Here is a 22,702-nt window from a genome sequence, read left to right as displayed (position 1 = left end):
TTTAAAATGGAGGAATTAGAATGGGTGAAGTATTAACAACTATGAAAATTATGCCAGATAGTCCTGATGTAGATTTAGAAGCTATTAAAGCAACCATTAAAGATTCAATGCCTGAAGGAGCAAAACTTCATGATATGAAAGAAGAACCAATCGCTTTTGGTTTAGTTGCAATTGTCATAAGCTTCATCACCGATGACGGTGAAGGCGGATCTGAACCTGTTGAAGAAATGGTTTCAGCTATTGAAGGCGTAGCTAGTATTGAAATTACTGGCGTTGGAAGATTAATGGATTAAATTTAATCCTTTCTTTTTTTTAATTTTAGAGTTATTTCGTAACTCTCTTTCTCTATTTTTTATATATTTTTTTCAATTAATTTAGGCATTCCTAAAAATTTAGAAACATTTAAATACTATGAAAACAAACTTTTATACAAGTGACATAAATTTAGGTTCACCTAAATTTCCACTTTAAAACATATTATTAGTTATATAGTATGTCTCCAAAATGAATATTTGTATTAAATTAGTTTTCACAATTTTCTAATTTAATATTTTGCGAAAATTTTCACTGCCAAAAAATTTTCCAAAGCGAATATGATGTTTACAGCCCCCTTAAAATTAAGCATCATTATTTCATTATACTCTCTTTTTGAAAATAGTGGATGTAAATTCACTATTTTTTTTCTCCATATATTTTCCATAAATTCATCAAATTTAGGTATGCCTAAAAAAATAGAAACATTTATATATCTCTTCCAACTACATTAGTAGTAGTGATAAAAATTAGGTCTACCTAAAAATCTAATTTTAATTACTGTCGTATTTTTGGTTTAAAAACCATACTAATACACTCCGATTATACTAAATTAGTTTAAACTCTCTTTTCTAATTTAGTAAAAAAGCATATAACTACTCTCACGAAATTAAATATGTCTATCATATTTAATTTCACCTATCTTTTCACTATTTTTAAGAAATTCTTCATTTTTCCTTAATTCTTTTCATATTTGATAATGTTTAAGTATTATTAATTTTAAAAAATAATATTAACATATTTAATGTGGGTAATATTATGGATAGGACAAGAAAAATTATTGTTGCTATATTGATTATCGTTCTTATTGGTCTTGTAGCAATAATTGCCGGAGCACTGTTCATTGGCCATGACACTGAACTTTCAGAAGGAACTAAAAATATATTGGTGTGCGCTATTGATGAAAGTGAAAACAGGCCTGGAATGGGTGCATGTGACATGTGTTTTATTGTTACATTGAAAAATGGAACTTTAATGAATTATACTGCAGTTTATCCAGGAGGTTTAACTCACCCAACTGCCGCTGAACCCGCTGAAGCACAATCTCAGGGAGCCGGATCAAAATTGTTGCTGCACGATTCATTCTGGGAAGCAGATAATGCAAAATGTATGCAACTTGCAAAAGAGATAGTTGAATACAACACTAAAGTCTCTATTGATTCTGTTGTAGCGGTTAATAGTCAGGCACTTGATGCTGTACTTGCAGCTGCAGGTCCGTTAGACATCAACGGAACAAACACTACTGCCAGCGGTATTGATATAATCCGTGAGGAAGATTGGGGCCAAGGTGTTTCCAGAGGTGAAGCAGTACTTGATGTAGTGAAAGCAGCAGCTAAAGCAGCAAAAGATCCTGAAATAAAATCTGCTATGGTAAATGCAGCTATTGACCAATACTCTAAAGGAAATATTGTAATGGATCAGCAAGGTGCATTCGTAGGTTTACTTGCTTCAAAAGGAATTGAAACCTTCTTCGGTTAATTCCTTTCTTTTTTTTTTTAAATTTTTGGCTCTAATTTTTTCATGAAAACTCCCATAAACATCACAATCATTGGAAATATTGCACCATATAATAACATTAACAAATTTGTTGAAATCAAATCTCCCATAACTGTGGAACTTGCCATCAGCATTATTAAACTGATAACAGGGGCTAAAATTGCAATGAAAGTATAGATTAATATAAACGAATTTAATTTTTGGGAATACTCCTTTAACTTTATCTGCATGTCAAAGGATATGTCCTGTGCGATTATGTCCAAACTGTTTGCAAGATTTCCCCCAACCCGTAATGTACCTATAAGCTGCTGGACTGCTCTTGTAAGACCTTCGGATTTTACTCTTTTTGACATTTCCAAAAGCGAGTCCTCTGTTGACTTTCCATATTTGACCTCTTCCAGAACCCTATTTAATTCATGGGAGAATGTTCCATAATCCGCATCCTTGATTGTCACTAACGTGTCATGAAGTCCTTTCCCTGATTTCAATTCGATTCCCATATGTCTTAAAGCATAGGGTAATTCCTGATTCAAATCAGAGTAGTTTCGCTGATTTTTAATTTGGGGATAATATAAGGTGAATATGTAAACCATAGCAATGACGGTTAGAAATATTCCTGCAATTTCTAACGGTGATGTGATTATCAAAATTGAGGTTAAGGACAGTAACAGAATAACTGTTTGTTTTTTAAACAGTATTTTCAGCAATCTTTCCCTTAGTCTGTCCAATAGTGAATTTTCTTTTTTGGAGGTCTTGTTTTCAGCCTCCAGGTTAATCCGTGAAAATATTTTATTGGTTGTTTGCATGTTCTGATTTTTATTTTTGTCATCGGTTTTTTTTAAGGAAAGACTTCTAATGAAACTGATTGGAGATAATGCCATTTCACCGATAAAAATGAAAAATTTGTCTAACATCAAATCACCTGTTGGAAATAATTCTTTTCAGCACTCCATCACTGTCGTGAGAATACAAATCCAATACCTGCTTGACATCATTGACGGAATGTATATTCTGTTTAATCATATGTTTGAGTACTAATTCCCTTTTCTCGATTTCTTTGTGAAGTTCATTGATTGATTGTCCGCTTAATTTGGCAATTTGTGATAATGTTTTGCTTGAAATGCTTACATTTTCGATTTGGTCAGTTTCAGGATTCCATTGAAATATTTTATTGAGCTGGACAACTCCCTCTTCAATTCCGACAATCTCAACCACTTCACTGATTCTCCTGTAGGACACTCCTGAAGGGGTATAAATTCTGTTTTGCATAATGATAAAATCTATAGCTTGAATCATTATTTCCGGAACACACATTGGTTTATTTGTAAGCCGAGTTATTGTTTCACGGGCATCATTTGCATGAAGTGTTCCGAATCCTGAATGGCCTGTGTTCAATGCGGTAAAAAGAGTTATTGCTTCATCTGACCTCACTTCACCCACGATGATTCTGTCGGGGCGTTGCCTTAAGGAATTTTTAACAAGGTCATTCATTGTCAGTTCCCCTTTATTTTCAACATTTGCAGGTCTTGTTTCCATTCTAATAACGTGTTCATGTGGAAGCTGGAGTTCTAATGTGTCTTCAATTGTTATTATTCTTTCTTTTGGGTTGATGAATGATGATAATGCATTCAATGTTGTTGTTTTTCCGGAACTTGTTCCTCCGGAGATGATTGCATTTGCGGATTTCACTCCAAGCCCGTCGATGCACAGCCATAAAAAAGCGGCAAGCTCAATGGATATTGTTTTTGAATTTATCAAATCGATTATGGTTAATGGGTCTTTTTTGAACTTTCTGATTGTTAATGATGGGCCATCGGGTGATACGGGAGGTATTGTCGCATTGATTCTGGACCCATCAATCAGTCTGCCGTCTAGAATCGGTGATTCCTGATCTATTCTTCTGTTGATTTGTCTTGCAATGGAATCGATTAAATCAGTTAATTTCTTTTCATCATCAAATTCAATGTTTGTTTTCATCATTCCATGTTGTCTGTGATAAACGAATACTGGTTTGTCAATTCCGTTAATCATTATCTCTTCTAGGTTGTCATCCTGGATTAGGGGGTCGATTTCACCGTATCCGATTATGTCTCTGAGTAGCTTGTTTGCAAGATTGTCCAAATATTCATTTGAGATGTGATTATTTTCATTATTTTTATTTAACCTTAAAAATAAGAAACTCTTTATGTCATTTAACATTTTGTTTTCGTTTGGCTGGAAATTTTCACCGGAGGATATGGCTAAATCCACTAAATTTTCACGAAGTTCCCCTAAAAGAATTTTTTCCTCAGCACTGTAATTTTGTCTAACTGTATTATATTGTGGTATTATATCATTATTGCTCATATTTTCACCTTTAAAGAATTATAATGGCATTATAAGATTTGTAATGCTCATTTATAAAGTTTTTATTTGAATCGAAAGCATTATATCTAATTAAAATCAATTCAATATTATAAAAGTAATTTTGAGGTGTTTTGTTATGGATGTGGATGAAAAAATTAAATCACTGAATGAATGTGAAAAATGCAGTGATGTTCAAATTAAAAAGTTTTCTCCGCTAAGGGAGTTAATCAACTTTGAAGATTATGATGGGGAATACATGAGATGTGAATGTGGAAAAAGGCCACTGGATATTGTAATGAGCCATATCTTAAAAATCATGATAGAATCAGAAATAGTTCCTCAAAAAGCAACACTTAGGCGCAATTCACCAGTTCCTTTGTCTGATTTTTATTACAGTAATTTAAATCCTCAATTCATTCAGAAAAATACTTTAATATTATTGCATAATGATTTTACACCTGAAGTTGCTTCAAGATTAATTTCAGAAGTTCCTGAAGTCAAATGCGTATTGAAAGGAAGCCCTCAAAATCTCGCCGGTCAAAAGGATAAGGATTCAACTATTAATCATTTTGAGATACTTGAAGGGGATGACACTCAGATAAATGTGATGAGAACCCTGCTTGGGGATAAGGTAATTTTAGCAAAAAACCAATCAAAACACCATATTGAAGTTGCAATGACTACCGAAGAAAAACTGCTGAGATTGCATAATTATTTAAAGAATAATGGCATTAAAAAAGGCGTAGCTATAGATGCAATGTGCGGTCTTGGGGCTTTGGGTATTTATTTATTGAAATACGGATTTGAAAAAGTTATTTTCAATGATGTCAATCCGGAGATGATAGATGCATTGAAACACAATTTGGAATTGAATGATGTCGTTGATAATTTTGAAATATTCAACGAGGCATTTGAAAATCTGGATGTTGGGCATGTTGATTTGTGTGTTATAGATGCATTTCCTGGTGTAGATATCTCTGAAATTACTAAAAAAGCTGAAAAAATAGCTGATAATGTGGTAATTATCTAGCTATTCTTATTTTTCAATATTTTGATGGCACCAAACATTTTAAATAAACATTTGCATGTAAATAACGATGGCTGGAATAATCAGGATTCCCATCAGATGTGACTTGCCGACGCCCAGATAGTGGGGCAGCATTCCCATGGCAGTTGAGGTAATTAAAGCCAATGTCATGTATCCTATTGGTGCATTGTAATAAAAAATAAAAATGTACAATATCAGAATCTGAAGCAAAATCACTCCAATTGAGAGTTTTTTGTAATCAACACGGCTCATTAATTTTGAAAAGGAATCTCCTAATTTTAAAGATAACACTAATGAAACAGAAACTGCAATCAATGATGCAAAAATGAATATTGCCAAATGGTTCATGTTCATTTGAGAGATTAAATATGACATATAAACGGCTATTCCGCTTCGGGGGTTTCCAATGATGTAGATTGCTATCAGGGAAAACAGGCAATCCGAAACATTCAATCCTGAAGTGGCCAGCAGAAAGTTTACAGTATCGTCATCATTATTGTCACTTGCACCGCTTGCAGCCTGAGCTATGACTGTTCCCTGGGCAGGACCAAAACCTGGAAGAAATCCCAAAATGGCTCCTGTAATGCCTCCTGCAAAAATGCTTTTATATTTATTCCAGTCCAGATTCAGTTCGTAAAAAGGATTCTGATGAGGTATTGTTGAAGATTCATTTAGGCTAAATAATATTGTACTTATTCCGAAAAGGCCTGAAAATGTGCACATTAATGATACTCCTGATGAAATTGGCGTTTGAAAAATTATCCAGCCTAAAATTCCGGATAATATGAAAAGAAGTAATGACCATAGGAAATCTCTTCTGGAATTTGTTAGGCTATATGTCAAATAAATTGATGCAAAAAGCAGAATCATCCATGTAAAAGGTTTTGAAAAATCATGCAGTGCCGGAAGAATGACTGCAAAAACAGGAAGCATTAGAACAGTTACGATGATGCCTCCGAAACCCCCTACTGAAACGATTCTTATCACTTCTTTTGATCTTCCCTGCAATACCATTCTGTGTCCTGGAAGAATTGATGTTGCTGTTCCCTCTTCTGGGACTCCTAAAAGCATTGAAGGTACAAATTCTATTAAAGCATGTGCAATTGACATTGAAACCATTAAAACGCATAAAAACTCCGGAGATAAGAACGTCAGAAGAAATGTTGAGGAAGCAAATAGAATTGCTCCGGCAGTGTTGACATGTATTCCCGGTATCATTCCTGTAGTGGTTCCGATTAATATACCTATAAAACAAGCAATAACTAATTCAATCATACCTATTCATTGATTAAACATCAATATAAATCTTGTTTAAGCTATTCGGCAATATTATTCTTTTTTAGTAAAATTTAATTAATCTGGTAAAATTGTAGTTGGAGGTGGATAGGTGGTTTGAGTGGTGTGATTAAAATTGATTTCTGTTAAATTCCAATGACTTTAGAGATATCTTTGATAATAATTTAAGCAGGTCTTCACGGCTTATGTCCAATTCTTCACAAACCATATGGTCCCATTCTTTTTCTTTTTCTATTAGAAATTCGGAGGTTTCAATTCCTTTTTGTGTGAGAGTGATGTTGTATGATCTTTTGTTGTTTTCATTGATTTCTCTTGTAATCAGTCCTTTTTCTTCAAAATCCTTAAATGCTCTTGAAACACCACTTCTATCCATTAAACAAGCTTTTGCAATATCTGATTGGTTTGTTCCCATTTCATAATATAAAAAAAGTAGCATGTAATATTGGCTAGGTAAAATATCAGTTCCATTTTTAATGTGCTTGTTTATGTAAAAATCATGTGTCTTGCTTAAAGAAATCAAATGATTCACTAAAAATGGGGAATTCTTAATTATGTCATCATATTTAATCATAAATCAACCTCTATAATAATATATTGGGATATATATTTAAATATTATTTGTAACAAATTATTCACAGTGATTATTATGAATCGAAAAATCATCATCATTTTGGCAATTGTTGGATTATGCTTTGTTTTACTCACTCCAACTTTTGCAAAGGAAAAGGTTAATGTAAAAATTTCTACGGATAAATGGTTGAATGGTAAAGGAGTAATTATAATAAAACTTGTTGATAGCCATGGAAGGGATATAAAAAGCAGTGGAAAACTTCACTATACTATAACCGATTCAAATGGGAATTATAAGTGGGCTTATGCACCCTACACTAAGCTTCTGCGTTTGAAATATGATCCTGGACATTATAATGTTAAAGTGAAATTTGATGGGGATAAAAAATACAAATCCGCTTCAAAAACTAAGGATGTTACTGTTAAAACTGCAAGTTCCGGTTTCGATGCTTATACTTATTATGACAATCATCATTGGGGTTTAAACCAGCAGATCGATGATTACATTGAGTATAACTACTGGGATGAAGAAATCTATGATGATGCCGCAACCTACGATGGTGAAGGGCCTTAAAAATAATTTTTTTTTTAAAAAGAGATAATATTGGTGTTTATGTGTTTTGGAGAGTTATAAACACCAATGGTTGATTTTTGGGAAATTTGGCAGATTAAATTTTCCCTGTATTAAATTAGAAAATTGTGGAAAGCTAATTTAATACTAAATATTTATATTTTGGAGATTGTATTATTATTTGACTAATAATATGTTTTGTTTAAGTGAAAATTTAGGTTTACCTAAATTATATCTCACTTGTATTAAAGTTTGTTTTCATAGTATATAAATGTTTCTAAAAATTTAGGCACGCCTAAATTTTTTTACATACTATTGATAAAAAAAATAACTTACGTTATATAACAATAGTTATTTTTAGTATATAAATATTTTCATTTTGAAAATTGAAATGTTGATGTGATGATGGTTTAGGGATTGCAGTTATGGATCTTAATTTCCGTATCCCAGTAATCTTAATATTACGTATAATATTATAATTATTCCCAATATAATAAGGGAAGTTTTCATGGTTAAAAATTTTGTTTTTCTAAATTCCTTATCCTCAACAGTTCCTGTTTTCATAATTCTTTCCTTTTCAAATGAACATTTTTGATATATCTTTTCAATGTCGTTTGGAAGTCTTCCCTTTTCATTTAAAAAGTTGATTGTCTTATTTAGGTATTTGATTGCTTCACTGTCGTTTCCCTGGTTAACACAGCAGTATGCTGCTTTATAATTGAAATTGGTAATCATTTCCAAATCATCTTCAACTACCTTTTCTTTTTGAATGCACATGTCATATGATTTTAATGCTTCTTTATATCTTCGAAGTTCATATAGCGCATCACCTTTGGAGTTGAGGGCCATGAGTGTATCTTCATTCTGCAGTGATTTGTCCAGATAATCAATAGCTTCCTCATTTTTTCCCATTTTTTGAAGTGCAACTCCTTTGTACAGGTCTGATTTTTCATCACCGTTTGTTAAAGTTTCATATTTGTTGAGGTAAGCAAGTGCGTCATCATATTTTTTTGCCTGCATTAACAGTTCAATTTTTCCCATCAACACTTCATTTTTACTGATTCTTGGCTTTTCAATCTTTGAGTATGATTTGTATTTGTCATAGGCTTTATCCATAAGTTCTATTGATTCATCAATCTTGCCTTTGTTGAAGCGGGAAAGGGCTTTGTCACATATTACATTAATTGATCTAGGTTGTTTTTCCAGGTACTGGTTAAAGTATTTTTCACCAAAGTCCCCATTGTCATGATTTTCATCATAATACTGGTAGTAAATCCCTTTTTCCTCAAGAGCCAGAAGATAATCGGCATCAATTAGCAAATCCAGAATTCCAATATATTCTTGAATATCATCTTTTCCATGTCTTTTTCTGGCTAATTTCAGTGCCTGCTTATAGTCTTCTTTTTCAATATACTGTCGGGCTTGTTCAATGGCATTACTCATTATATCAACCTAGTTAATGTTTATAAAAATTACTTTAATATTCTATACTTTTTTTTAATATAAATATTTTATTTTTTCTTTGGTATGCCTAAATATTTAAATAGCATAAAATCAAATATAAAATATGTTTAGGTTAACCTAATTTTTTGTATGGATTAGTAGACTTAAACTAAAAAAATTTTTTTAGTAATTGAATAATATTTAATAAAATGAATATTGTTCTGTAAGTTAATAAAAACGGGAGAATGGTTAATGACAGATTTAATTATTGGATTGGCAGGAAACCCGAATGTGGGTAAAACTACTGTATTCAATAGGTTAACTGGTATGCGCCAACATGTAGGTAACTGGCCAGGTAAAACTGTTGAAAGAGCTGAAGGTAGCTTTTCACATGGCAGTTACAATTATGATGTTGTTGACTTGCCGGGTAACTATGCATTAAGTGCTCATTCTATGGAAGAAATCGTTTCAAGAGATTTCATTGTAGATGATGACTCTGATGTTATTGTTAATGTAGTTGACGCTGCTAATCTGGAACGTAATTTATATTTAACAGTTCAGATGATGGAACTTGGTGCTAATTTAGTAATGGCACTTAACATGAATGATTTTGCAAAGAAAAAAGACCACATCATTGATATTAAATTAATGAGTGAACTTTTAGGATTCCCAGTTATAGAAATTAACGCTAAAACTGGTGACGGATTTGATGAATTATTAACAACTGTTGAAAAGCAATCTTCAAATCCAATAGATTCAAGTGCAAAATTAGCTTATGGTGATGAATTAAGAGAACACTTAGGTGATCTTCAGGCTTTAATAGAAAAAGACAACAATTTACTGGATGTTCCTTCAATTTGGACAGCAATCAAATTATTGGAAAGAGACTCAATTGTTATAGAAAAAGTTCAGGGATCTTCTCAACGTTCTGCAATAATGAAAGAAGTTGACAAGGTTGCAGGCCACCTTCATGACCTTTACGATGAAGGTGCTGAAGAAGTTGTTGCAAATGCAAGATATGCATATATTGGCGGATTAATGGCTGAAGCTGTTAAAAGGCCGGCTGTAGAAAAAGAATCCACTACTGATAAAATCGATAAATATGTAACTAACAGAGTATTAGCTCCAATCATATTTATTGTTATAATGTACTTATTATTCCACTTGACATTTACAATTGCAACTCCGTTCTGTGATTTAATTGACGGAGGATTTGCATGGTTAGGTGAATATTTAGCTGGAGCCGTTGGAAATGAAGTCTTAGGTTCCTTCTTAGAAAAAGGAATCATTGGCGGTGTAGGTGGAGTACTTGTGTTCTTGCCACAAATTATTCTGATGTTCTTATTCTTAAGTATCTTAGAAGACAGTGGTTACTTGGCAAGAGCTGCTTTCACTTTAGATAAAATTATGCATACTGTAGTTGGTCTTCATGGTAAAGCATTCATTCCTATGATTTTAGGATTTGGTTGTGGAGTACCAGCAGTTATGGCAACCAGAACAATGGAAAACGAATCCGACCGTTTACTTGCAATGATGCTTATTCCATTTATGTCATGTAGTGCAAGATTACCAATTTACGGTATTTTTGTAGGAGCATTCTTTGCAGCAAATCAAGGTTTAATCTTATTATCAATATATCTGTTAGGTATTGTAGTCGCACTCATTGTTGCAGGTATTCTTAAAAGAACTATGTTTAAAGGAATGTCCGCTCCATTTGTAATGGAACTTCCTACTTATAAAATCCCATCTGTAAAAGGTGTATTATTACATACCTGGGAGAAAACCAAAGGATTCCTCAGAAAAGCAGGTACTATTATTCTTGGTTCTGCAATAATTATTTGGATTTTAAGTTCCTTACCATTCGGTGTAGAATACGGATCTCAACAAAGTATTCTTGGTATGATTGGTACTGTAATATCTCCAATTTTTGCTCCTCTTGGTTTCGGAACCTGGCAAGCAGGTATCGCTATCCTCACAGGTTTAGTTGCTAAAGAAGTTGTAGTATCTACCTTCGCTACATTAGGTGGACTTGAAGAAGACGATGAAGAAGGAACCATGTCTATGGTTCAAGAAATTTTCACACCATTATCCGCATATGCGTTTATGGCATTCTGTCTGTTGTATGTACCTTGTTTTGCATCTATCGGTGCAATCAAACAAGAAACCAACAGCTGGAGATGGCCGTTAATCATGTCCGGTATTACATTAGTGACTGCATATATCGTTTCCTTCTTAATCTACAATGTAGGTTTATTAGCAGGATTCGGATAGTGATATTGGGATATTGATGGTATTAAAATTAAAAAGATGATGATATTTTTCATCATTTCTTTTTAAATTTTTAGTCATAACTAAATATTTATATATTAGATTTTACAAAGTTATGTATACCTAAAAATTAATTTTAATTATATATCTGGTGATATTATGAAAACATTAAAAGATGTAAAACCTGGCGAAACCGTAACTTTGGTAAAATACCATGAAACCGGTGATGTAGGTTTAAGAAGACACTTATTAGGTAGGGGTTTCATTAAAGGAGCTAAAATTACCGTTAAAAAAGTAGCTACTCTTGGTGATCCTATTGAAATGAGTGTAAAAGGATATGATGTTTGTCTTCGTAAAGAAGAAGCTGGAAATATTGAAGTGGAATAACTTCAATTTTTCATTTATTTTTTTAACTTTTTTTTAACAGGTGTTATAATGAAATGTAGAATGTGCGGTTTTGAATTTGATGAAAATGAATTGGAAAATCGTGGATGTTCCAGTTGTGGAAAGCATGATAACTGCAATCAGGTTCATTGTCCAAACTGCGGATTTGGAAATCATCCTGAACTAGAAGAAGAGTTTGAATTTATTACAAAACTTAAAGATAGATTCAGAAGAAGAAATTCAACAAATTAAACTTTTTTAATTTTTAATATTTCTTCAACTGTTTCGTCAATTCCTATTTTTTCAGTATCTACATTTAATCCGTTTTCTTTTAATTTATACAATATTTCAGTTGTAATTGGTGCTTTTAAATGTGCTTTTTTTAATAATTCTTTATCTGAAAATATCTGATGTTTATCGCCTGAAGCAATAATTTCACCATTATACAGGACAAATATTTTATCTGCGAATTGGTTTACCATTTCAATATCGTGTGATGATATGACAATGCTCATTCCTTCTTTATTGAGGTTATTTAAAATATTCAATACTTTATCAACACCTTCGGGGTCAAGGCCTGCTGTAGGTTCGTCAAGTATCATTATATCTGGTCTCATTGCAATGATTCCGGCTATTGCAACTCTTTTTTGCTGTCCTCCGCTTAAGTGATGAGGTGTTTTATCTTCAAAACCGGACATGCCCACCATATCCAATGCTTCGGTAATTCTGGATTTGACTTCATCATACTCAAGACCCAGGTTCATAGGTCCAAAAGCAACGTCTTCCTTAACTGTCGGTGCGAATAGTTGATCATTTGGGTCCTGAAACACAATTCCTACTTTTTGCCTTACTTTAATCAGCTCTTCTCTTTCAAAAACAATTTTCTCACCATCTATTTCCACATGTCCTGAAGTAGGTTCGGTTAAACCATTGAAATGAGAGAACAATGTTGATTTACCGGCACCATTAGGACCCATAATGGCAATTTTCTCTCCTTTTTTAATTTTAATGTTAACGTTTTTTAAAGCATTGGTTCCGTCAGGATATGTGTAAGATAAATTTTTTGTTTCTAAATGAATTTGTTCCATATTTGCCACCTAATTAATTGCTAAATTTTGACCGAAGTAACCTAGTTGTCCGGAATATCTGAATAGAATAACTTCAATTATTATCACAATGATGACTATTGAAATTAAGTATATGTAATCGCTTTTTTCAGGGGATTTCTTTTCATCAAACATCTCAGAGGCATCTGAAAATCCTCTGCTTACCATACTTTTATGGACTCTTTCCCCTTGTTCGTATGATTTTAGAAACATCATTCCAATAGTATATCCAACCTGTTTGACTCTCCATTTATATGGAGTGTTCTTTGAATGTATATTGAAATTTCGTGATTTTTGTGATCTTCTAATGGCTGCAAGTTCATCAACGAATAAAAATAAAAATCTTACCATGATTGATAAAATCATAGCTAAATCCCTTGGCATTTTCAATTTTCTAAAAGAGCTCGCCATTTCCTGCAGGGGTGTAGTTGATGAATATATGATAATTGCTGTCAGGGATACGATCATACGTGCTAAAAGCAGTATTGCCCAGTTAAGTCCCACGTCAGTAATGTGTAACCATGAATAACTCCAAATTATGTTTCCTGGTTGAATAAATGGTTGAAAAATTATAATGGCTCCTCCGAATGGGAGTAACATCAGCAGTCTCTTTGCCGAATCCCAATAGGATAATGTAGCCAGTTTTAGTATAATAAGTAAGAATATTTCAAGCACTATGGGAATAAATAATTCTTTTGAAATAACACAAGCTAATATTATAAAAATAGTTGAGATTAATTTTATGCGCCCTTCCAAATTGTGTATCGGACTGTCTTTTGATGCCAAATCATCAAATCTCATAATTTGTGTTATGTCTACCATATTATTCCCTAGTATAATATTAAAAATTTATTATATATTATTATTCGGTTATGTCAAATTTAATAAGTTTCAATTATTGTTTAAAAAAAGAAAAAAATATAGAAATTAAAATTTAATTTCTACTTTTTACAACATATGCAACACCAAATGCCAATGCCAATGTAATTATAACGCCTATTGCCAGCGCTACAACTTGTAAACCTTGGTTATCCGGATTGTCTGCAAATGCGTAATCAGGGAATATTGCATCAGGGATGTCTTTGATTTCTTCAATTGAAAAATCTTCTGCGATACCGGAGTCTTCTGCTGATTTTTCTAATCCGTCTGGATTGCCAGATGCTATGAATGGTGAAAGAACACAGATGATAACGCAAATTACAATAGCAACTGCTATTAAAGTCTTATCTCTTTTTTCCATTTTATGCATCTCCTCTATTCCATGCAAGTAGGTCTGGTCTAAATTTATCTAATGCCGCAAGAACAATTACAGTCAATACTGCTTCGATTATTCCAATAAAGAAGTGGTATAATACCATAGATGGGATACCTATGTTTATTGGGAATGTTCCTGCAATGCTCATTTCGATAGCACATGCCAATGCAGCAATTACTGTTGCTAACCATGCTGCTACGCCTGCTGCAGGGTATTTTCCTATAGTTCCGTTCAATCCTTTGAAGGTGTATAATCCAACAAAACCTCCAATGATTGCCATGTTCAATACGTTTGCTCCTAAAACAGTTATTCCGCCGTCTCCGAAAATCAATGCTTGGATAAGTAAAACCACTGTAAATACTAAAACAGCCGCTTCTGGAGCTAAAAATACAATAGCTACTAATGCTCCACCAACCATGTGTCCGCTGGTACCGAATGGAATAGGTATGTTCATTGACATGATTGCAAAAATTCCGGCAGCGAGAACTGCGATAAGAGGGATATGTTTTTCATCTAAATTGGATCTGGCCCATTTTACAGAGAAGTATAATGCAACAATTAAGATTACATAGTATACAAGACATTGTGCAATAGGTATGAATCCGTCAGGTATATGCAAGTTAATTCCTCCATTTTCCAAAAGTAATACTTTTTTTATTTTAATTTATAAATTAAGTATTACTGAAAAGTATTATTTTTTATTTATTTTAGTAATATCAAGTTAATTGGGGAGTGTTATTAAATATAATGGTTAATAAGTCCTTGAATTACTTGATATTTAAAAATTTATCTTATTTTAATATATAAATGTTATTAAAGTAATACTTTTTTGTATTATTTTTTATTTTTCGTATTACTTGAATGTCAAAAATCAGCTTAATTTCTTGATTTTATGATGTTAATTAAGTAAATGAAAATGGCTATTGCAAAGTATAATAAAACCTGTATGTCTAAAATTCCTGTTTCAACACCTAAAATTGAGTATGTTAAAATCAGTGAGTAAATTGCAATATAAAAATAGTTTTTAGTTTTTTGCATTATTTTAAATCCAATACCTAAAATAAATCCCAATAAGGTCATCTCGAGAAGGACTCCGACTTTTCCGAAATCAACTACCATCTGGCCAATCAGGGTGGGGGTGACTGTTACTTCAGTTCTCCATGCAATTAATTTTCCTACCATCATACGTGGGCCTAAATCGCTTCCTGGAATTGAACTGGCTAGCATGCTTCCATGGGTCACGCCGAAGTTTCCTCCGATAAAGTCAAGCAGGTTCAATACGTGGAGTGTAAAATCGGCTCTTGATTGGAGGGTGTATATTGGACTGGTTGAAGATGTTATTGTCAGTTCTCCAAGTGAACGAAAATACCCAATTCCGACTATTGCACCTACACCAATTAGTGCACCTATAACAACTTCCCAAACAGAAACAATATTTCCATAGAAACCTATGATAATTATGATGAGAAATGCTGCAAGTAGTGGTGTCCTGTAACCTAGAAGCAATAAAAATGCACAGTCAATTGCTAGCAAAAATAGGAATCTGAATCTTGCCTGGGATCTGGTAATTTCATTGTCCTGAAAATCTTTTAAATATGCACTTGCAACAAGGCATGTTCCAGGTATGATTAAAAATACAGGCATTGTGAATATTGGTTTTAATAGATATCTTATTGAAGGTTTTAAAAGGGGTATTCCTCCAACAGAAGCAATGCTTACGAAGAAAAATACAATACTTATTAAAATTAAACAAAATCCTATTGAATATATGTCTTTTCTTTTAAATTGAAGAATATTATCTGAATCATTTTTCAAGAAAAATCTTGGAATGATTACGCATCCTATAAAAAATCCTGCAAATGCCAACATTAATGTTATCGCTAAGCTGTTTGAAACTGAGTTAAGTGCCAAAAGCAAGAAAATTGCAAAGACAAAAAGCACTATCAATGGATTGAAAATGTGATTTTTAAGGATTTGATTCTTATTTAAAAAATTTAAAAAGTTTTCGCTTGGATATAATTTTTTAAAAAAGCTGTTCACCCATTGGTCTTCAATGAATCCTAAAATAGCAAATATTACTGTAAATAAAAATGATTTATGAAATTCATCACTAATCTTATTTATTAATGATGTTAAAGTAGAATAAATCACACTCATGCTTCACACAACTTAAAATGTTCGAATATTGGTAACTTCGTAGTTATTTTTTACATTTTCAATATCGCTTGCGCTGCAATTATAAATTCTTATAGAAATTGGATCGGTGATTCCGTTAATGTTTCCTAAAACAGAATTTCCGTCATCCAATGTTTGTTTATCTGCTTTTGAAATAACCAGCTGATAATCTATTTCAGTAGCTAGGGTTTTTATACCTATTCGTTTACTGTGTAGATATAGATTATTTTCAATTTCCTGTATCTTTTCACTGCTGATGGAATCAACGGTTATTGTAGTGGAAATTTCATAATTGCTACCGGTTAGATTTTTCCTTAAATCATTTAATGAAGTGATGTTTTGAGGTTTAATCTTAAATTCAGTTAGATTGTCATAAACGCTTCCGTCAGTCTCAAGGGATATTGTATCTATATAAATGTCTGCATTCTGGACATTTTTATATAATCCTGCCAGGTATGTTTTATTTCCTGATTCAATTAAAACCTTTACGCTGGATCCTTCATCTACCCATTTGACAGTACCGTTTAGAGTAGTTTTTTCTCCATTTGTTGAATTGAAACCATCAACACTGGCTTTAACGATATATCCATCTTTATAATAATTCAAATAAGTTTCAGGTAGTTTGTTAATTGTTGATGCATCAAAAGCAGTTTTTTGAATGTTTGAAGAGTCATCAGTTGTAATGTGTATAAATGCAAAAATCACTGCACATATCACTAAAATAATTATTAAATAGTCAATTAGAGTAAATTTTATTTTCATAATAATCGTTATTCTTCGTATATAGCTCCAACCGGACAAACGTCAACACATTCGCCGCAGTTATCACATTTGTCAGCATCAATGATTATGGTGTAAGCCTTTCTGCTAATGGCCTCTTCCATACACACGTCAATACAATCTTCACAAACTCCACATTCTTCCATATCTATTTTCAATTAATACACCATTTGAATTTTTTTAAAAAAATATAATTAAATATAATAAGTTTAATCTTTATATAGTTTTTTAGTAATAATTTATTAGGTGTTCCTAAACTTTATTATAAAGGAAGTTCTAAAATATTAATGGTGTAAATATGATTTTCAACAAGACTATTTCAATAATCCTATCCGCGCTGTTTTTTATATTTTTGGGTCTTTTATTTTCATCCGTATCAGTCATGTTTTTGAATGGCGGTCTGCTACCGGTTGTAGGGCTTGTAATGTTTTTCATATTTTATTTGATTACCAGAATGTTCTACAATTATTTGAGGAATGATGATTTCTATAAAAACACTCGTGAAAGGTCAAGCGATGTTAAAGGTGAAAAATACTTTACAAAAGGAGAATCAGACCCTAAGAAGTTATTTGTTGTTATTTGGGTGATTGTAATTCTAATTTTAACTTCCGTTTCATTATGGTTATATTCATTCAATAATGGTTTGGTTTGAATTTTGGGAATATACCGTAATGTTTATATACTATGGGGTACAATATCAATATTGTATGCAAGGGTGCCCGAGCGGCCAAAGGGGGAGGACTTAAGATCCTCTGGTATAGGCCTTCGAGGGTTCGAATCCCTTCCCTTGCACTATTTTGTTTTTTTTACTCGATATTGCTTTAGTGGCTCAGCCGGTAGAGCGCCACCTTGGTAAGGTGGAAGTCGGGGGTTCGAATCCCCCCTAAAGCTTAATTATTTTAATGTTTTTTAAAGATTCTATTTTTTCAAAATCCTTATTTAAAAAAAGTAATAATATTTTCAATGTTTTTTTGATACCGTTTTCTGATCTGTTGAACAGATCTTCGCTGTTTAATTCATTAAGATCAGCGTATATGTCGGTGGTTGTAGTTATTTGATATTCATCGGTAAGTATGGTTATTCCGCCTCTGCCCACACCTGCTGTAGTTCTGATAGCTATGTCACAGTCACTTAATTTTTTTACAGATTCCGCCATGATTCTTGAAACTTCCAAATCCCCTTTTTCATCATAAACCTTGATTCCTTTAATTAATGTATTTGGTTGAGGGGGGGTTTTCAACATTCAGTATTTTTTTAACAGCTTCAATTGTTGGAATAAATAAACTGCATGTTACACTAAGAGCAGTATAATCAAAATCCCCATATTTTTTAGGATTTTCAATATATTCGCACCCGAAATTACCTTCATAATCCTGAGCTAGTGCATGCAGTTCCCTTCCGATTTTTCCATGGGTAAAACATTCTGCTGTGGCTATTTTAATCATATGCATCTCTCAACAGTATTAACGCATTTTTAGTTAAAACTTTTGCAACGTCATCCAATACAAACGGAGTTACAGGTTCATTGTCTCTGATTAATTTGTTAGTTGTTAAAACTAAATGATTTTCTGTGATTCCTTGAGCTCTTAACTCTTCAACTGCAGGATTGTTATTGTCATATTTCAAGAATGTATGAAAATATTCAATTAAAACATACTTTAAATGACATTGTTAATTTGGCAGAAGGAAATACAATTGCATTGCATGGAGGAAGGTTCATTTCATGGGTAATAGCTAGTAAATTGGACAAACATGTAGATGAAATTATAATTTCCGATGTTGACAAATGGGTATTGGATAATGCCGTGGAAAACTTACAGGGAGCTTTAGACGCCACCATAATTGGTGAAGTTGATGATAAAAAAGCAGCCAGTGATGCAGACTTTTCAATAGCTTCTTCAACAATGATTCCTATTAAAGAAAACATACTTAAAAAAGTGCCTAATGCACTTACAATAGTATAATTTCTTTTTTTTTATTTTTAATTCTTTTTTAATTACTTTTTTTTAAAATAACTTATGATTATGTAATCTTTTTCAATCAAAAAATTTAAATCATATGTTCATCTTAAACTTTAAATTGGTTAAAAATTATATATTTATTAAATTAGTGTAAGGTGAAAATTATGAATTATAAAAAACTTATATTGGTGGGTTTAATTTCTGCATTTGTTGCAATTTTAACCTCTATTTTAGGTGTAGCTGGTACGGTTATAGGTTCAGTAATCTCATCCGTTCTTTATAACATGCTTTCCGAAGCGCTTGAAAATCCAGTTTCAAATGCCACTTTCAATCATGATTTTGAATGGGAAATTGCATATGTCTTTCCATTGGTGGTAATTGCATTAATTCAGTTATTGTTAATTTTCGCTTTAATTGCTGAGATGGGAATTTTACCGTATGGTTTTGTAAAGTTCTATCTGTCAATTCAGAATTTCGCTAATAATAACCTATATAGAATTTTAGGTATTGCATTACTGTTTATCAGTGCATATCCGTTAGTGCTGAAACCGGAATTTGTTAAAAAAGAGCATGGTTTATTATTAGTGTTTGTGGGATTGGTATTTTTAGCAAGAGGATTTGTAGATTTAGGAAATCCTTTAACTGAGTTATATGGTCCTATATTCAATCATTTTGACTTGCCAATTGCTATTGTAGCATTTTTAATCATTTCATTTGTAATCTTTAGGATTTTAATCCTGTCAAAAGAATCTGAAAATACATCCCAAGCAGTTAATACTGTTCCACCTCAGAAAAAGGTCTATAAAAATACTCAGGAACATTTTCAAAATAAGGAAGATGATTATGTTTATGTAAAGCCTAAAAAACAAAATGTCAGAAGATACCGTCCGAAACGCAATAGGCCTGAGAATCCTCAAAAAGTACAAAATGTCAGGTTTAGAAGGGATGTCCAGAAAAATCAGGGCGCTAATGATAATGCCTATCAGAAAGGTATTAACAAATCATCAGATAAAATTCACTTTGAATCAAATGATTTATTGGATGAATATAAAAAATAGGTGTAATAATGAGTAAAAGGGATAAGACATTAAAGGAGATATTGGATTTGATTCTCTATGAAAATCCGTCCACTCAAGATGAGATTGCAGAAAAATTAGGCATTTCCCGAAGATATGTTACTCAATTATTACAGCCTTTAGTTAAAGACGGAACAATAAAAAGGGCTTATATGATTGATTTAAAGAGCTATGAGAAGTTCACAGAATCATATGAGCAGCACACACCTCCAAAAAATTCTGCAAGTAATGTTTTAATTAATGATATGCTGAACAACATGGCCCGTCATGTTCACTCTCAGCTTGAAGCATCTTTTCAGGCTGTTTTGGAGTATGATGTGGATAAGGCCAATAAAGCTTTGGAAATGGATTATACTACCAACAACCTTGTTGAAAAAATAAGGACTTCTGTTGAGACAATTGTAAGCATAGACCAGCATTCCGAATTTTCAAAATCAATGCTTTATACTGAGATTGCATATGATTTGGAGCGTATAGGAGATTATTGCGGTCATGTTGCAAAATTTGTAATTAATGATGTTTACACTATTGATGATAATGTGCTGAGAAAATTAAAAAAGATGTATAAGACAGCTCAAAAAATGATTAGTTTAGCTATGAAATCTTTCATTGATGCTGAAACTGATTTAAAAGAGGATTTAATGGAATTGGAGGACTCAATTCATATCCTTCAGAGTAAATCCATTAATTTAATTGCAACACAAATGGCTGAAAATTCATTTGATGAAAAAGAACGTTCCAATTATTTTATTTATTTATTTAGGGTTATCAAAGCATTTGAAAGAATTGGCGACATTTCTGTGGAAATGATGGATGTAGCTATTGAATTTCATGATAATATTCCGAGACCTACTACTCCTAGATCATTCAGATAATTTGTTTAAGCTATTAAAAAAAGATGATTGGGTAATGGTTGGTTTTGAAGTCTATTCGTCATATATTTTTGTTGTAGCATGCCTGTCTGCCCAACATTGGATGCAAACTCCAATCGGAAGGCCTGCTGTGTGAGTATGCGCTTTTAGGATTTTAACATCTAGGGTGGTTGTTTTTCCACCCAGTCCCATAGGACCTATTCCTGAGGCATTGATTTCTTCTAAAATTTCTTCTTCTAGTTTAGCAATTACTGGGTCGGGGTTTCTTTCACCAACTTTTCCAAGCAATGCTTTTTTACCTAATTTTAGACATAAATCTGATGTTCCGCCAATACCGACGCCGACCACAGTTGGAGGACATGGTTTGCCTTTTGCTTTGAGGACAGATTCAACTACGAACTCCTTAATGCCTTCAATACCTTCTGCAGGAAGTGCCATTTTCATTGCATTGTTATTTTCTGAACCAAAACCTTTTGGTAAAATGTTAATCTCCAAGTAATCTTCATCAATAAGTTCAATATCGATAGGTGGAATGTAATCTCCAACATTGACATTTGTATTTTCGCGTGTTAATGGATCTACGATATTTGGTCTGATTGGAATTTCTTTAGTGGCTTTTCTGATTCCGTCTTCTATTCCTTCACGTAAGTTTTCAACTTCAACATTGCCTAATTTTACAAAAACAACAGGCAGACCTGTATCTTGGCACATTGGAATTCCTTTTTCTTCAGCAAGTTCAATATTTTTTAATATTGCTTCAATATTTAAACGTGCTAAGTCATGTTCTTCTATTTTAAGCGCATCTTCAAGTGATTTTTTTACATCTTCACCAAGAACGATAACCGCTTGTTTGTAAAGTTCATAAACAGTATCTGTAATAATGTCTTTAGTAATCAAAATAATACCCTTTTAAAATTAATTAATTTTATTTTGAATTTTGAAATATTTAACATTATTGTACGGGTATTCTCAGCTTCTTTTAAAGGGTGAAGTTCAAAGTTTGATAATGTTGATTGGGCATACAGGCACACAATCTCCACATTTAATGCATTTTTCACCATTTATGGTTATGGCTCCGCCAAGAACTTCTATAGCATCTTCGCTGCAAATTTTAATACATGGGGCATCTGATGGTTTGCAATGCATACAAAATAAGATGGGAGTGTCAACATTAGGTATTTGTTGACAACTTCCGCAGGTTGTACAGTTTGTACAATTCCCTGAATTAAACATAATTTTATTATTCTTCTAAAACAAGTCTTGCTCTTGCTTGACTTGTAATTACATGAACAAAGCTACTTTTTGATTTATTAGGTTCATATAATCCTGCCATTTTAGCCAAGAATTTTTCCTGATTTTTGGATTTGACTTTTGCAGGATCAAGAATGCTAATAGCTCTTTTAGTACATGCTTTGATACATGCAGGTCCTTCGTCTCTATCAGCACAGAGGTCACATTTTTCAGCAATGTTTGCTTCAAATGTCATTGCACCAAATGGACAAACCATTACACATAATCCGCATCCGATACATTTTTCAGTATTGACGCCTTCGTCAGTAACTGCTTCGGTTGGACATATGGTTATACATGGTGCACTTTCACAGTGTTGACATACAATGGAATAAAATGAAGAATGGTAGTTTATAATTTTTATCCTACTAGCTTTATGAACGGACGCACACATGTTTTCACAGTTCATACATCCATCACATAAGTTGCTATTTACAGAAATTTTTTCCATT

At 32.6% G+C, this 22,702-nt stretch carries 28 protein-coding genes, 2 tRNA genes and 1 pseudogene; 13 read left to right on the top strand and 18 right to left on the bottom strand.

Annotated features, from left to right (window positions below; translation table 11 throughout):
* Nucleotides 1-20: 20 nt before the first annotated feature.
* The gene (locus E7Z81_RS09240) at nucleotides 21-293 is read left to right on the top strand and encodes an elongation factor 1-beta (RefSeq protein WP_292746720.1); all 273 of its coding nucleotides are present in this window, start codon (nucleotides 21-23) and stop codon (nucleotides 291-293) included.
* Between the two features lie 251 nt (nucleotides 294-544).
* Here the strand turns inward: E7Z81_RS09240 and E7Z81_RS09235 are convergent, their stop codons facing one another.
* On the bottom strand, nucleotides 545-700 hold the full coding sequence (locus E7Z81_RS09235; RefSeq protein ID WP_292746718.1) for a hypothetical protein: 156 nt from the start codon (nucleotides 698-700) through the stop codon (nucleotides 545-547).
* 371 nt (nucleotides 701-1,071) lie between these two features.
* On the opposite strand from E7Z81_RS09235, the gene E7Z81_RS09230 reads away from it, so the two are divergent.
* Nucleotides 1,072-1,791: a DUF4012 domain-containing protein gene (locus E7Z81_RS09230; RefSeq protein WP_292746715.1), complete on the top strand. Its 720-nt coding sequence runs from the start codon at nucleotides 1,072-1,074 to the stop codon at nucleotides 1,789-1,791.
* 17 nt (nucleotides 1,792-1,808) lie between these two features.
* On the opposite strand, the gene E7Z81_RS09225 is transcribed toward E7Z81_RS09230, so the two are convergent.
* On the bottom strand, nucleotides 1,809-2,723 hold the full coding sequence (locus tag E7Z81_RS09225) for a type II secretion system F family protein (protein WP_292746713.1): 915 nt from the start codon (nucleotides 2,721-2,723) through the stop codon (nucleotides 1,809-1,811).
* A gap of 4 nt (nucleotides 2,724-2,727) precedes the next feature.
* Nucleotides 2,728-4,155 carry a CpaF family protein gene (locus tag E7Z81_RS09220; protein ID WP_292746710.1) on the bottom strand — a complete coding sequence of 476 codons (1,428 nt, stop codon included), beginning with the start codon at nucleotides 4,153-4,155 and terminating at the stop codon, nucleotides 2,728-2,730.
* A 136-nt stretch (nucleotides 4,156-4,291) separates the two neighbouring features.
* Between E7Z81_RS09220 and E7Z81_RS09215 the strand changes: the two genes are divergently transcribed.
* Entirely contained in the window at nucleotides 4,292-5,185 is an 894-nt protein-coding gene (locus E7Z81_RS09215; protein ID WP_292746708.1) for a 50S ribosomal protein L11 methyltransferase, read from the top strand.
* A 39-nt stretch (nucleotides 5,186-5,224) separates the two neighbouring features.
* Here E7Z81_RS09215 and E7Z81_RS09210 read toward each other — a convergent pair whose 3' ends face one another.
* The gene (locus tag E7Z81_RS09210) at nucleotides 5,225-6,478 is read right to left on the bottom strand and encodes a tripartite tricarboxylate transporter permease (RefSeq protein ID WP_292746706.1); all 1,254 of its coding nucleotides are present in this window, start codon (nucleotides 6,476-6,478) and stop codon (nucleotides 5,225-5,227) included.
* Nucleotides 6,479-6,608: 130 nt separating this feature from the next.
* Nucleotides 6,609-7,070 carry a MarR family transcriptional regulator gene (locus tag E7Z81_RS09205; protein ID WP_292746703.1) on the bottom strand — a complete coding sequence of 154 codons (462 nt, stop codon included), beginning with the start codon at nucleotides 7,068-7,070 and terminating at the stop codon, nucleotides 6,609-6,611.
* 75 nt (nucleotides 7,071-7,145) lie between these two features.
* Here E7Z81_RS09205 and E7Z81_RS09200 point away from each other — a divergent pair, with 75 nt between their 5' ends.
* Nucleotides 7,146-7,643, top strand: a complete 498-nt coding sequence (locus E7Z81_RS09200; RefSeq protein WP_292746699.1) for a hypothetical protein — start codon at nucleotides 7,146-7,148, stop codon at nucleotides 7,641-7,643.
* A 429-nt stretch (nucleotides 7,644-8,072) separates the two neighbouring features.
* Here the strand turns inward: E7Z81_RS09200 and E7Z81_RS09195 are convergent, their stop codons facing one another.
* A complete protein-coding gene (locus tag E7Z81_RS09195) occupies nucleotides 8,073-9,083 on the bottom strand; it encodes a tetratricopeptide repeat protein (protein WP_292746696.1) in 1,011 nt (336 codons plus the stop codon).
* A gap of 252 nt (nucleotides 9,084-9,335) precedes the next feature.
* Here E7Z81_RS09195 and feoB point away from each other — a divergent pair, with 252 nt between their 5' ends.
* The 3 genes from feoB to E7Z81_RS09180 all read left to right on the top strand — a co-directional run bounded on the left by feoB (nucleotide 9,336) and on the right by E7Z81_RS09180 (nucleotide 11,987).
* Nucleotides 9,336-11,354 (top strand): ferrous iron transport protein B, encoded by a 2,019-nt coding sequence (gene feoB / locus E7Z81_RS09190; RefSeq protein WP_292746692.1) that lies wholly within the window; start codon nucleotides 9,336-9,338, stop codon nucleotides 11,352-11,354.
* Nucleotides 11,355-11,507: 153 nt separating this feature from the next.
* Nucleotides 11,508-11,738, top strand: a complete 231-nt coding sequence (locus E7Z81_RS09185; RefSeq protein ID WP_367263204.1) for a ferrous iron transport protein A — start codon at nucleotides 11,508-11,510, stop codon at nucleotides 11,736-11,738.
* A 48-nt stretch (nucleotides 11,739-11,786) separates the two neighbouring features.
* Nucleotides 11,787-11,987, top strand: coding sequence for a hypothetical protein (locus tag E7Z81_RS09180; RefSeq protein WP_292746686.1), 201 nt, complete (start codon nucleotides 11,787-11,789; stop codon nucleotides 11,985-11,987).
* Here E7Z81_RS09180 and E7Z81_RS09175 read toward each other — a convergent pair.
* The 7 genes from E7Z81_RS09175 to E7Z81_RS09145 all read right to left on the bottom strand — a co-directional run bounded on the left by E7Z81_RS09175 (nucleotide 11,984) and on the right by E7Z81_RS09145 (nucleotide 17,209).
* The gene (locus E7Z81_RS09175) at nucleotides 11,984-12,823 is read right to left on the bottom strand and encodes an ATP-binding cassette domain-containing protein (protein WP_292746683.1); all 840 of its coding nucleotides are present in this window, start codon (nucleotides 12,821-12,823) and stop codon (nucleotides 11,984-11,986) included. The genes E7Z81_RS09180 and E7Z81_RS09175 overlap by 4 nt on opposite strands.
* A gap of 9 nt (nucleotides 12,824-12,832) precedes the next feature.
* Nucleotides 12,833-13,663, bottom strand: a complete 831-nt coding sequence (cbiQ, locus tag E7Z81_RS09170) for a cobalt ECF transporter T component CbiQ (RefSeq protein WP_292746679.1) — start codon at nucleotides 13,661-13,663, stop codon at nucleotides 12,833-12,835.
* A 112-nt stretch (nucleotides 13,664-13,775) separates the two neighbouring features.
* On the bottom strand, nucleotides 13,776-14,081 hold the full coding sequence (locus tag E7Z81_RS09165; protein ID WP_292746677.1) for a PDGLE domain-containing protein: 306 nt from the start codon (nucleotides 14,079-14,081) through the stop codon (nucleotides 13,776-13,778).
* Nucleotide 14,082: 1 nt separating this feature from the next.
* Nucleotides 14,083-14,715, bottom strand: a complete 633-nt coding sequence (cbiM, locus tag E7Z81_RS09160; protein ID WP_292746766.1) for a cobalt transporter CbiM — start codon at nucleotides 14,713-14,715, stop codon at nucleotides 14,083-14,085.
* Nucleotides 14,716-14,972: 257 nt separating this feature from the next.
* Nucleotides 14,973-16,253, bottom strand: coding sequence for an oligosaccharide repeat unit polymerase family protein (locus tag E7Z81_RS09155; protein ID WP_292746674.1), 1,281 nt, complete (start codon nucleotides 16,251-16,253; stop codon nucleotides 14,973-14,975).
* A 12-nt stretch (nucleotides 16,254-16,265) separates the two neighbouring features.
* Entirely contained in the window at nucleotides 16,266-16,988 is a 723-nt protein-coding gene (locus E7Z81_RS09150; protein WP_292746671.1) for an adhesin, read from the bottom strand.
* Between the two features lie 53 nt (nucleotides 16,989-17,041).
* Nucleotides 17,042-17,209, bottom strand: a complete 168-nt coding sequence (locus E7Z81_RS09145; RefSeq protein ID WP_292746668.1) for a 4Fe-4S binding protein — start codon at nucleotides 17,207-17,209, stop codon at nucleotides 17,042-17,044.
* 140 nt (nucleotides 17,210-17,349) lie between these two features.
* Between E7Z81_RS09145 and E7Z81_RS09140 the strand changes: the two genes are divergently transcribed.
* From E7Z81_RS09140 to E7Z81_RS09130, 3 genes are all read left to right on the top strand, one after another.
* Nucleotides 17,350-17,703, top strand: coding sequence for a hypothetical protein (locus tag E7Z81_RS09140; protein ID WP_292746665.1), 354 nt, complete (start codon nucleotides 17,350-17,352; stop codon nucleotides 17,701-17,703).
* Between the two features lie 57 nt (nucleotides 17,704-17,760).
* Nucleotides 17,761-17,843: transfer RNA gene (locus E7Z81_RS09135), tRNA-Leu, on the top strand.
* 26 nt (nucleotides 17,844-17,869) lie between these two features.
* A tRNA-Thr gene (locus tag E7Z81_RS09130) sits at nucleotides 17,870-17,942 on the top strand.
* On the opposite strand, the pseudogene E7Z81_RS12075 reads toward E7Z81_RS09130, so the two are convergent.
* Together E7Z81_RS12075 and E7Z81_RS09115 are read right to left on the bottom strand one after the other, a co-directional pair.
* A pseudogene (locus tag E7Z81_RS12075) lies at nucleotides 17,935-18,496 on the bottom strand (UPF0254 family protein). The gene E7Z81_RS09130 and the pseudogene E7Z81_RS12075 sit on opposite strands and share 8 nt — an antisense overlap.
* Complete coding sequence (locus E7Z81_RS09115) at nucleotides 18,489-18,677, bottom strand: hypothetical protein (protein ID WP_292746656.1); 189 nt, start codon at nucleotides 18,675-18,677, stop codon at nucleotides 18,489-18,491. Before E7Z81_RS09115 ends, E7Z81_RS12075 begins: the two are co-directional and overlap by 8 nt.
* A 2-nt stretch (nucleotides 18,678-18,679) precedes the next feature.
* Between E7Z81_RS09115 and hmdC the strand changes: the two genes are divergently transcribed.
* The 3 genes from hmdC (at nucleotide 18,680) to E7Z81_RS09100 (ending at nucleotide 20,963) form a co-directional block, all read left to right on the top strand.
* On the top strand, nucleotides 18,680-19,015 hold the full coding sequence (gene hmdC / locus E7Z81_RS09110; RefSeq protein ID WP_292746653.1) for a FeGP cofactor biosynthesis family protein: 336 nt from the start codon (nucleotides 18,680-18,682) through the stop codon (nucleotides 19,013-19,015).
* A 161-nt stretch (nucleotides 19,016-19,176) separates the two neighbouring features.
* Nucleotides 19,177-20,070: a hypothetical protein gene (locus tag E7Z81_RS09105; RefSeq protein ID WP_292746650.1), complete on the top strand. Its 894-nt coding sequence runs from the start codon at nucleotides 19,177-19,179 to the stop codon at nucleotides 20,068-20,070.
* Between the two features lie 8 nt (nucleotides 20,071-20,078).
* Nucleotides 20,079-20,963: a PhoU domain-containing protein gene (locus tag E7Z81_RS09100; protein WP_292746647.1), complete on the top strand. Its 885-nt coding sequence runs from the start codon at nucleotides 20,079-20,081 to the stop codon at nucleotides 20,961-20,963.
* A 51-nt stretch (nucleotides 20,964-21,014) separates the two neighbouring features.
* On the opposite strand, the gene E7Z81_RS09095 is transcribed toward E7Z81_RS09100, so the two are convergent.
* The 3 genes from E7Z81_RS09095 to E7Z81_RS09085 form a co-directional block, all read right to left on the bottom strand.
* Nucleotides 21,015-21,857, bottom strand: coding sequence for a fumarate hydratase (locus E7Z81_RS09095; RefSeq protein ID WP_292746645.1), 843 nt, complete (start codon nucleotides 21,855-21,857; stop codon nucleotides 21,015-21,017).
* A gap of 96 nt (nucleotides 21,858-21,953) precedes the next feature.
* Entirely contained in the window at nucleotides 21,954-22,193 is a 240-nt protein-coding gene (locus tag E7Z81_RS09090) for a 4Fe-4S dicluster domain-containing protein (protein ID WP_292746642.1), read from the bottom strand.
* 7 nt (nucleotides 22,194-22,200) lie between these two features.
* A complete protein-coding gene (locus tag E7Z81_RS09085) occupies nucleotides 22,201-22,701 on the bottom strand; it encodes a 4Fe-4S dicluster domain-containing protein (protein WP_292746639.1) in 501 nt (166 codons plus the stop codon).
* Nucleotide 22,702 lies beyond the last annotated feature (1 nt).

It is taken from the genome of Methanobrevibacter sp., from assembly GCF_015062935.1.
Classification (GTDB): Archaea; Methanobacteriota; Methanobacteria; order Methanobacteriales; family Methanobacteriaceae; genus Methanocatella.
The sequence above is the reverse complement of the archived record's forward strand: the minus strand, read 5'-3'. Positions and strand labels throughout refer to the sequence as shown.

Excerpts from the sequence above, each read along its gene's own strand:
- E7Z81_RS09240 (WP_292746720.1), top strand. The coding sequence starts at position 21 with ATGGGTGAAGTATTAACAACTATGAAAATTATGCCAGATAGTCCTGAT.
- E7Z81_RS09235 (WP_292746718.1), bottom strand. The coding sequence starts at position 700 with ATGGAAAATATATGGAGAAAAAAAATAGTGAATTTACATCCACTATTT.
- E7Z81_RS09230 (WP_292746715.1), top strand. The coding sequence starts at position 1,072 with ATGGATAGGACAAGAAAAATTATTGTTGCTATATTGATTATCGTTCTT.
- E7Z81_RS09225 (WP_292746713.1), bottom strand. The coding sequence starts at position 2,723 with ATGTTAGACAAATTTTTCATTTTTATCGGTGAAATGGCATTATCTCCA.
- E7Z81_RS09220 (WP_292746710.1), bottom strand. The coding sequence starts at position 4,155 with ATGAGCAATAATGATATAATACCACAATATAATACAGTTAGACAAAAT.
- E7Z81_RS09215 (WP_292746708.1), top strand. The coding sequence starts at position 4,292 with ATGGATGTGGATGAAAAAATTAAATCACTGAATGAATGTGAAAAATGC.
- E7Z81_RS09210 (WP_292746706.1), bottom strand. The coding sequence starts at position 6,478 with ATGATTGAATTAGTTATTGCTTGTTTTATAGGTATATTAATCGGAACC.
- E7Z81_RS09205 (WP_292746703.1), bottom strand. The coding sequence starts at position 7,070 with ATGATTAAATATGATGACATAATTAAGAATTCCCCATTTTTAGTGAAT.
- E7Z81_RS09200 (WP_292746699.1), top strand. The coding sequence starts at position 7,146 with ATGAATCGAAAAATCATCATCATTTTGGCAATTGTTGGATTATGCTTT.
- E7Z81_RS09195 (WP_292746696.1), bottom strand. The coding sequence starts at position 9,083 with ATGAGTAATGCCATTGAACAAGCCCGACAGTATATTGAAAAAGAAGAC.
- feoB (WP_292746692.1), top strand. The coding sequence starts at position 9,336 with ATGACAGATTTAATTATTGGATTGGCAGGAAACCCGAATGTGGGTAAA.
- E7Z81_RS09180 (WP_292746686.1), top strand. The coding sequence starts at position 11,787 with ATGAAATGTAGAATGTGCGGTTTTGAATTTGATGAAAATGAATTGGAA.
- E7Z81_RS09175 (WP_292746683.1), bottom strand. The coding sequence starts at position 12,823 with ATGGAACAAATTCATTTAGAAACAAAAAATTTATCTTACACATATCCT.
- cbiQ (WP_292746679.1), bottom strand. The coding sequence starts at position 13,663 with ATGGTAGACATAACACAAATTATGAGATTTGATGATTTGGCATCAAAA.
- E7Z81_RS09165 (WP_292746677.1), bottom strand. The coding sequence starts at position 14,081 with ATGGAAAAAAGAGATAAGACTTTAATAGCAGTTGCTATTGTAATTTGC.
- E7Z81_RS09155 (WP_292746674.1), bottom strand. The coding sequence starts at position 16,253 with ATGAGTGTGATTTATTCTACTTTAACATCATTAATAAATAAGATTAGT.
- E7Z81_RS09140 (WP_292746665.1), top strand. The coding sequence starts at position 17,350 with ATGATTTTCAACAAGACTATTTCAATAATCCTATCCGCGCTGTTTTTT.
- hmdC (WP_292746653.1), top strand. The coding sequence starts at position 18,680 with ATGTATGAAAATATTCAATTAAAACATACTTTAAATGACATTGTTAAT.
- E7Z81_RS09105 (WP_292746650.1), top strand. The coding sequence starts at position 19,177 with ATGAATTATAAAAAACTTATATTGGTGGGTTTAATTTCTGCATTTGTT.
- E7Z81_RS09100 (WP_292746647.1), top strand. The coding sequence starts at position 20,079 with ATGAGTAAAAGGGATAAGACATTAAAGGAGATATTGGATTTGATTCTC.
- E7Z81_RS09090 (WP_292746642.1), bottom strand. The coding sequence starts at position 22,193 with ATGTTTAATTCAGGGAATTGTACAAACTGTACAACCTGCGGAAGTTGT.
- E7Z81_RS09085 (WP_292746639.1), bottom strand. The coding sequence starts at position 22,701 with ATGGAAAAAATTTCTGTAAATAGCAACTTATGTGATGGATGTATGAAC.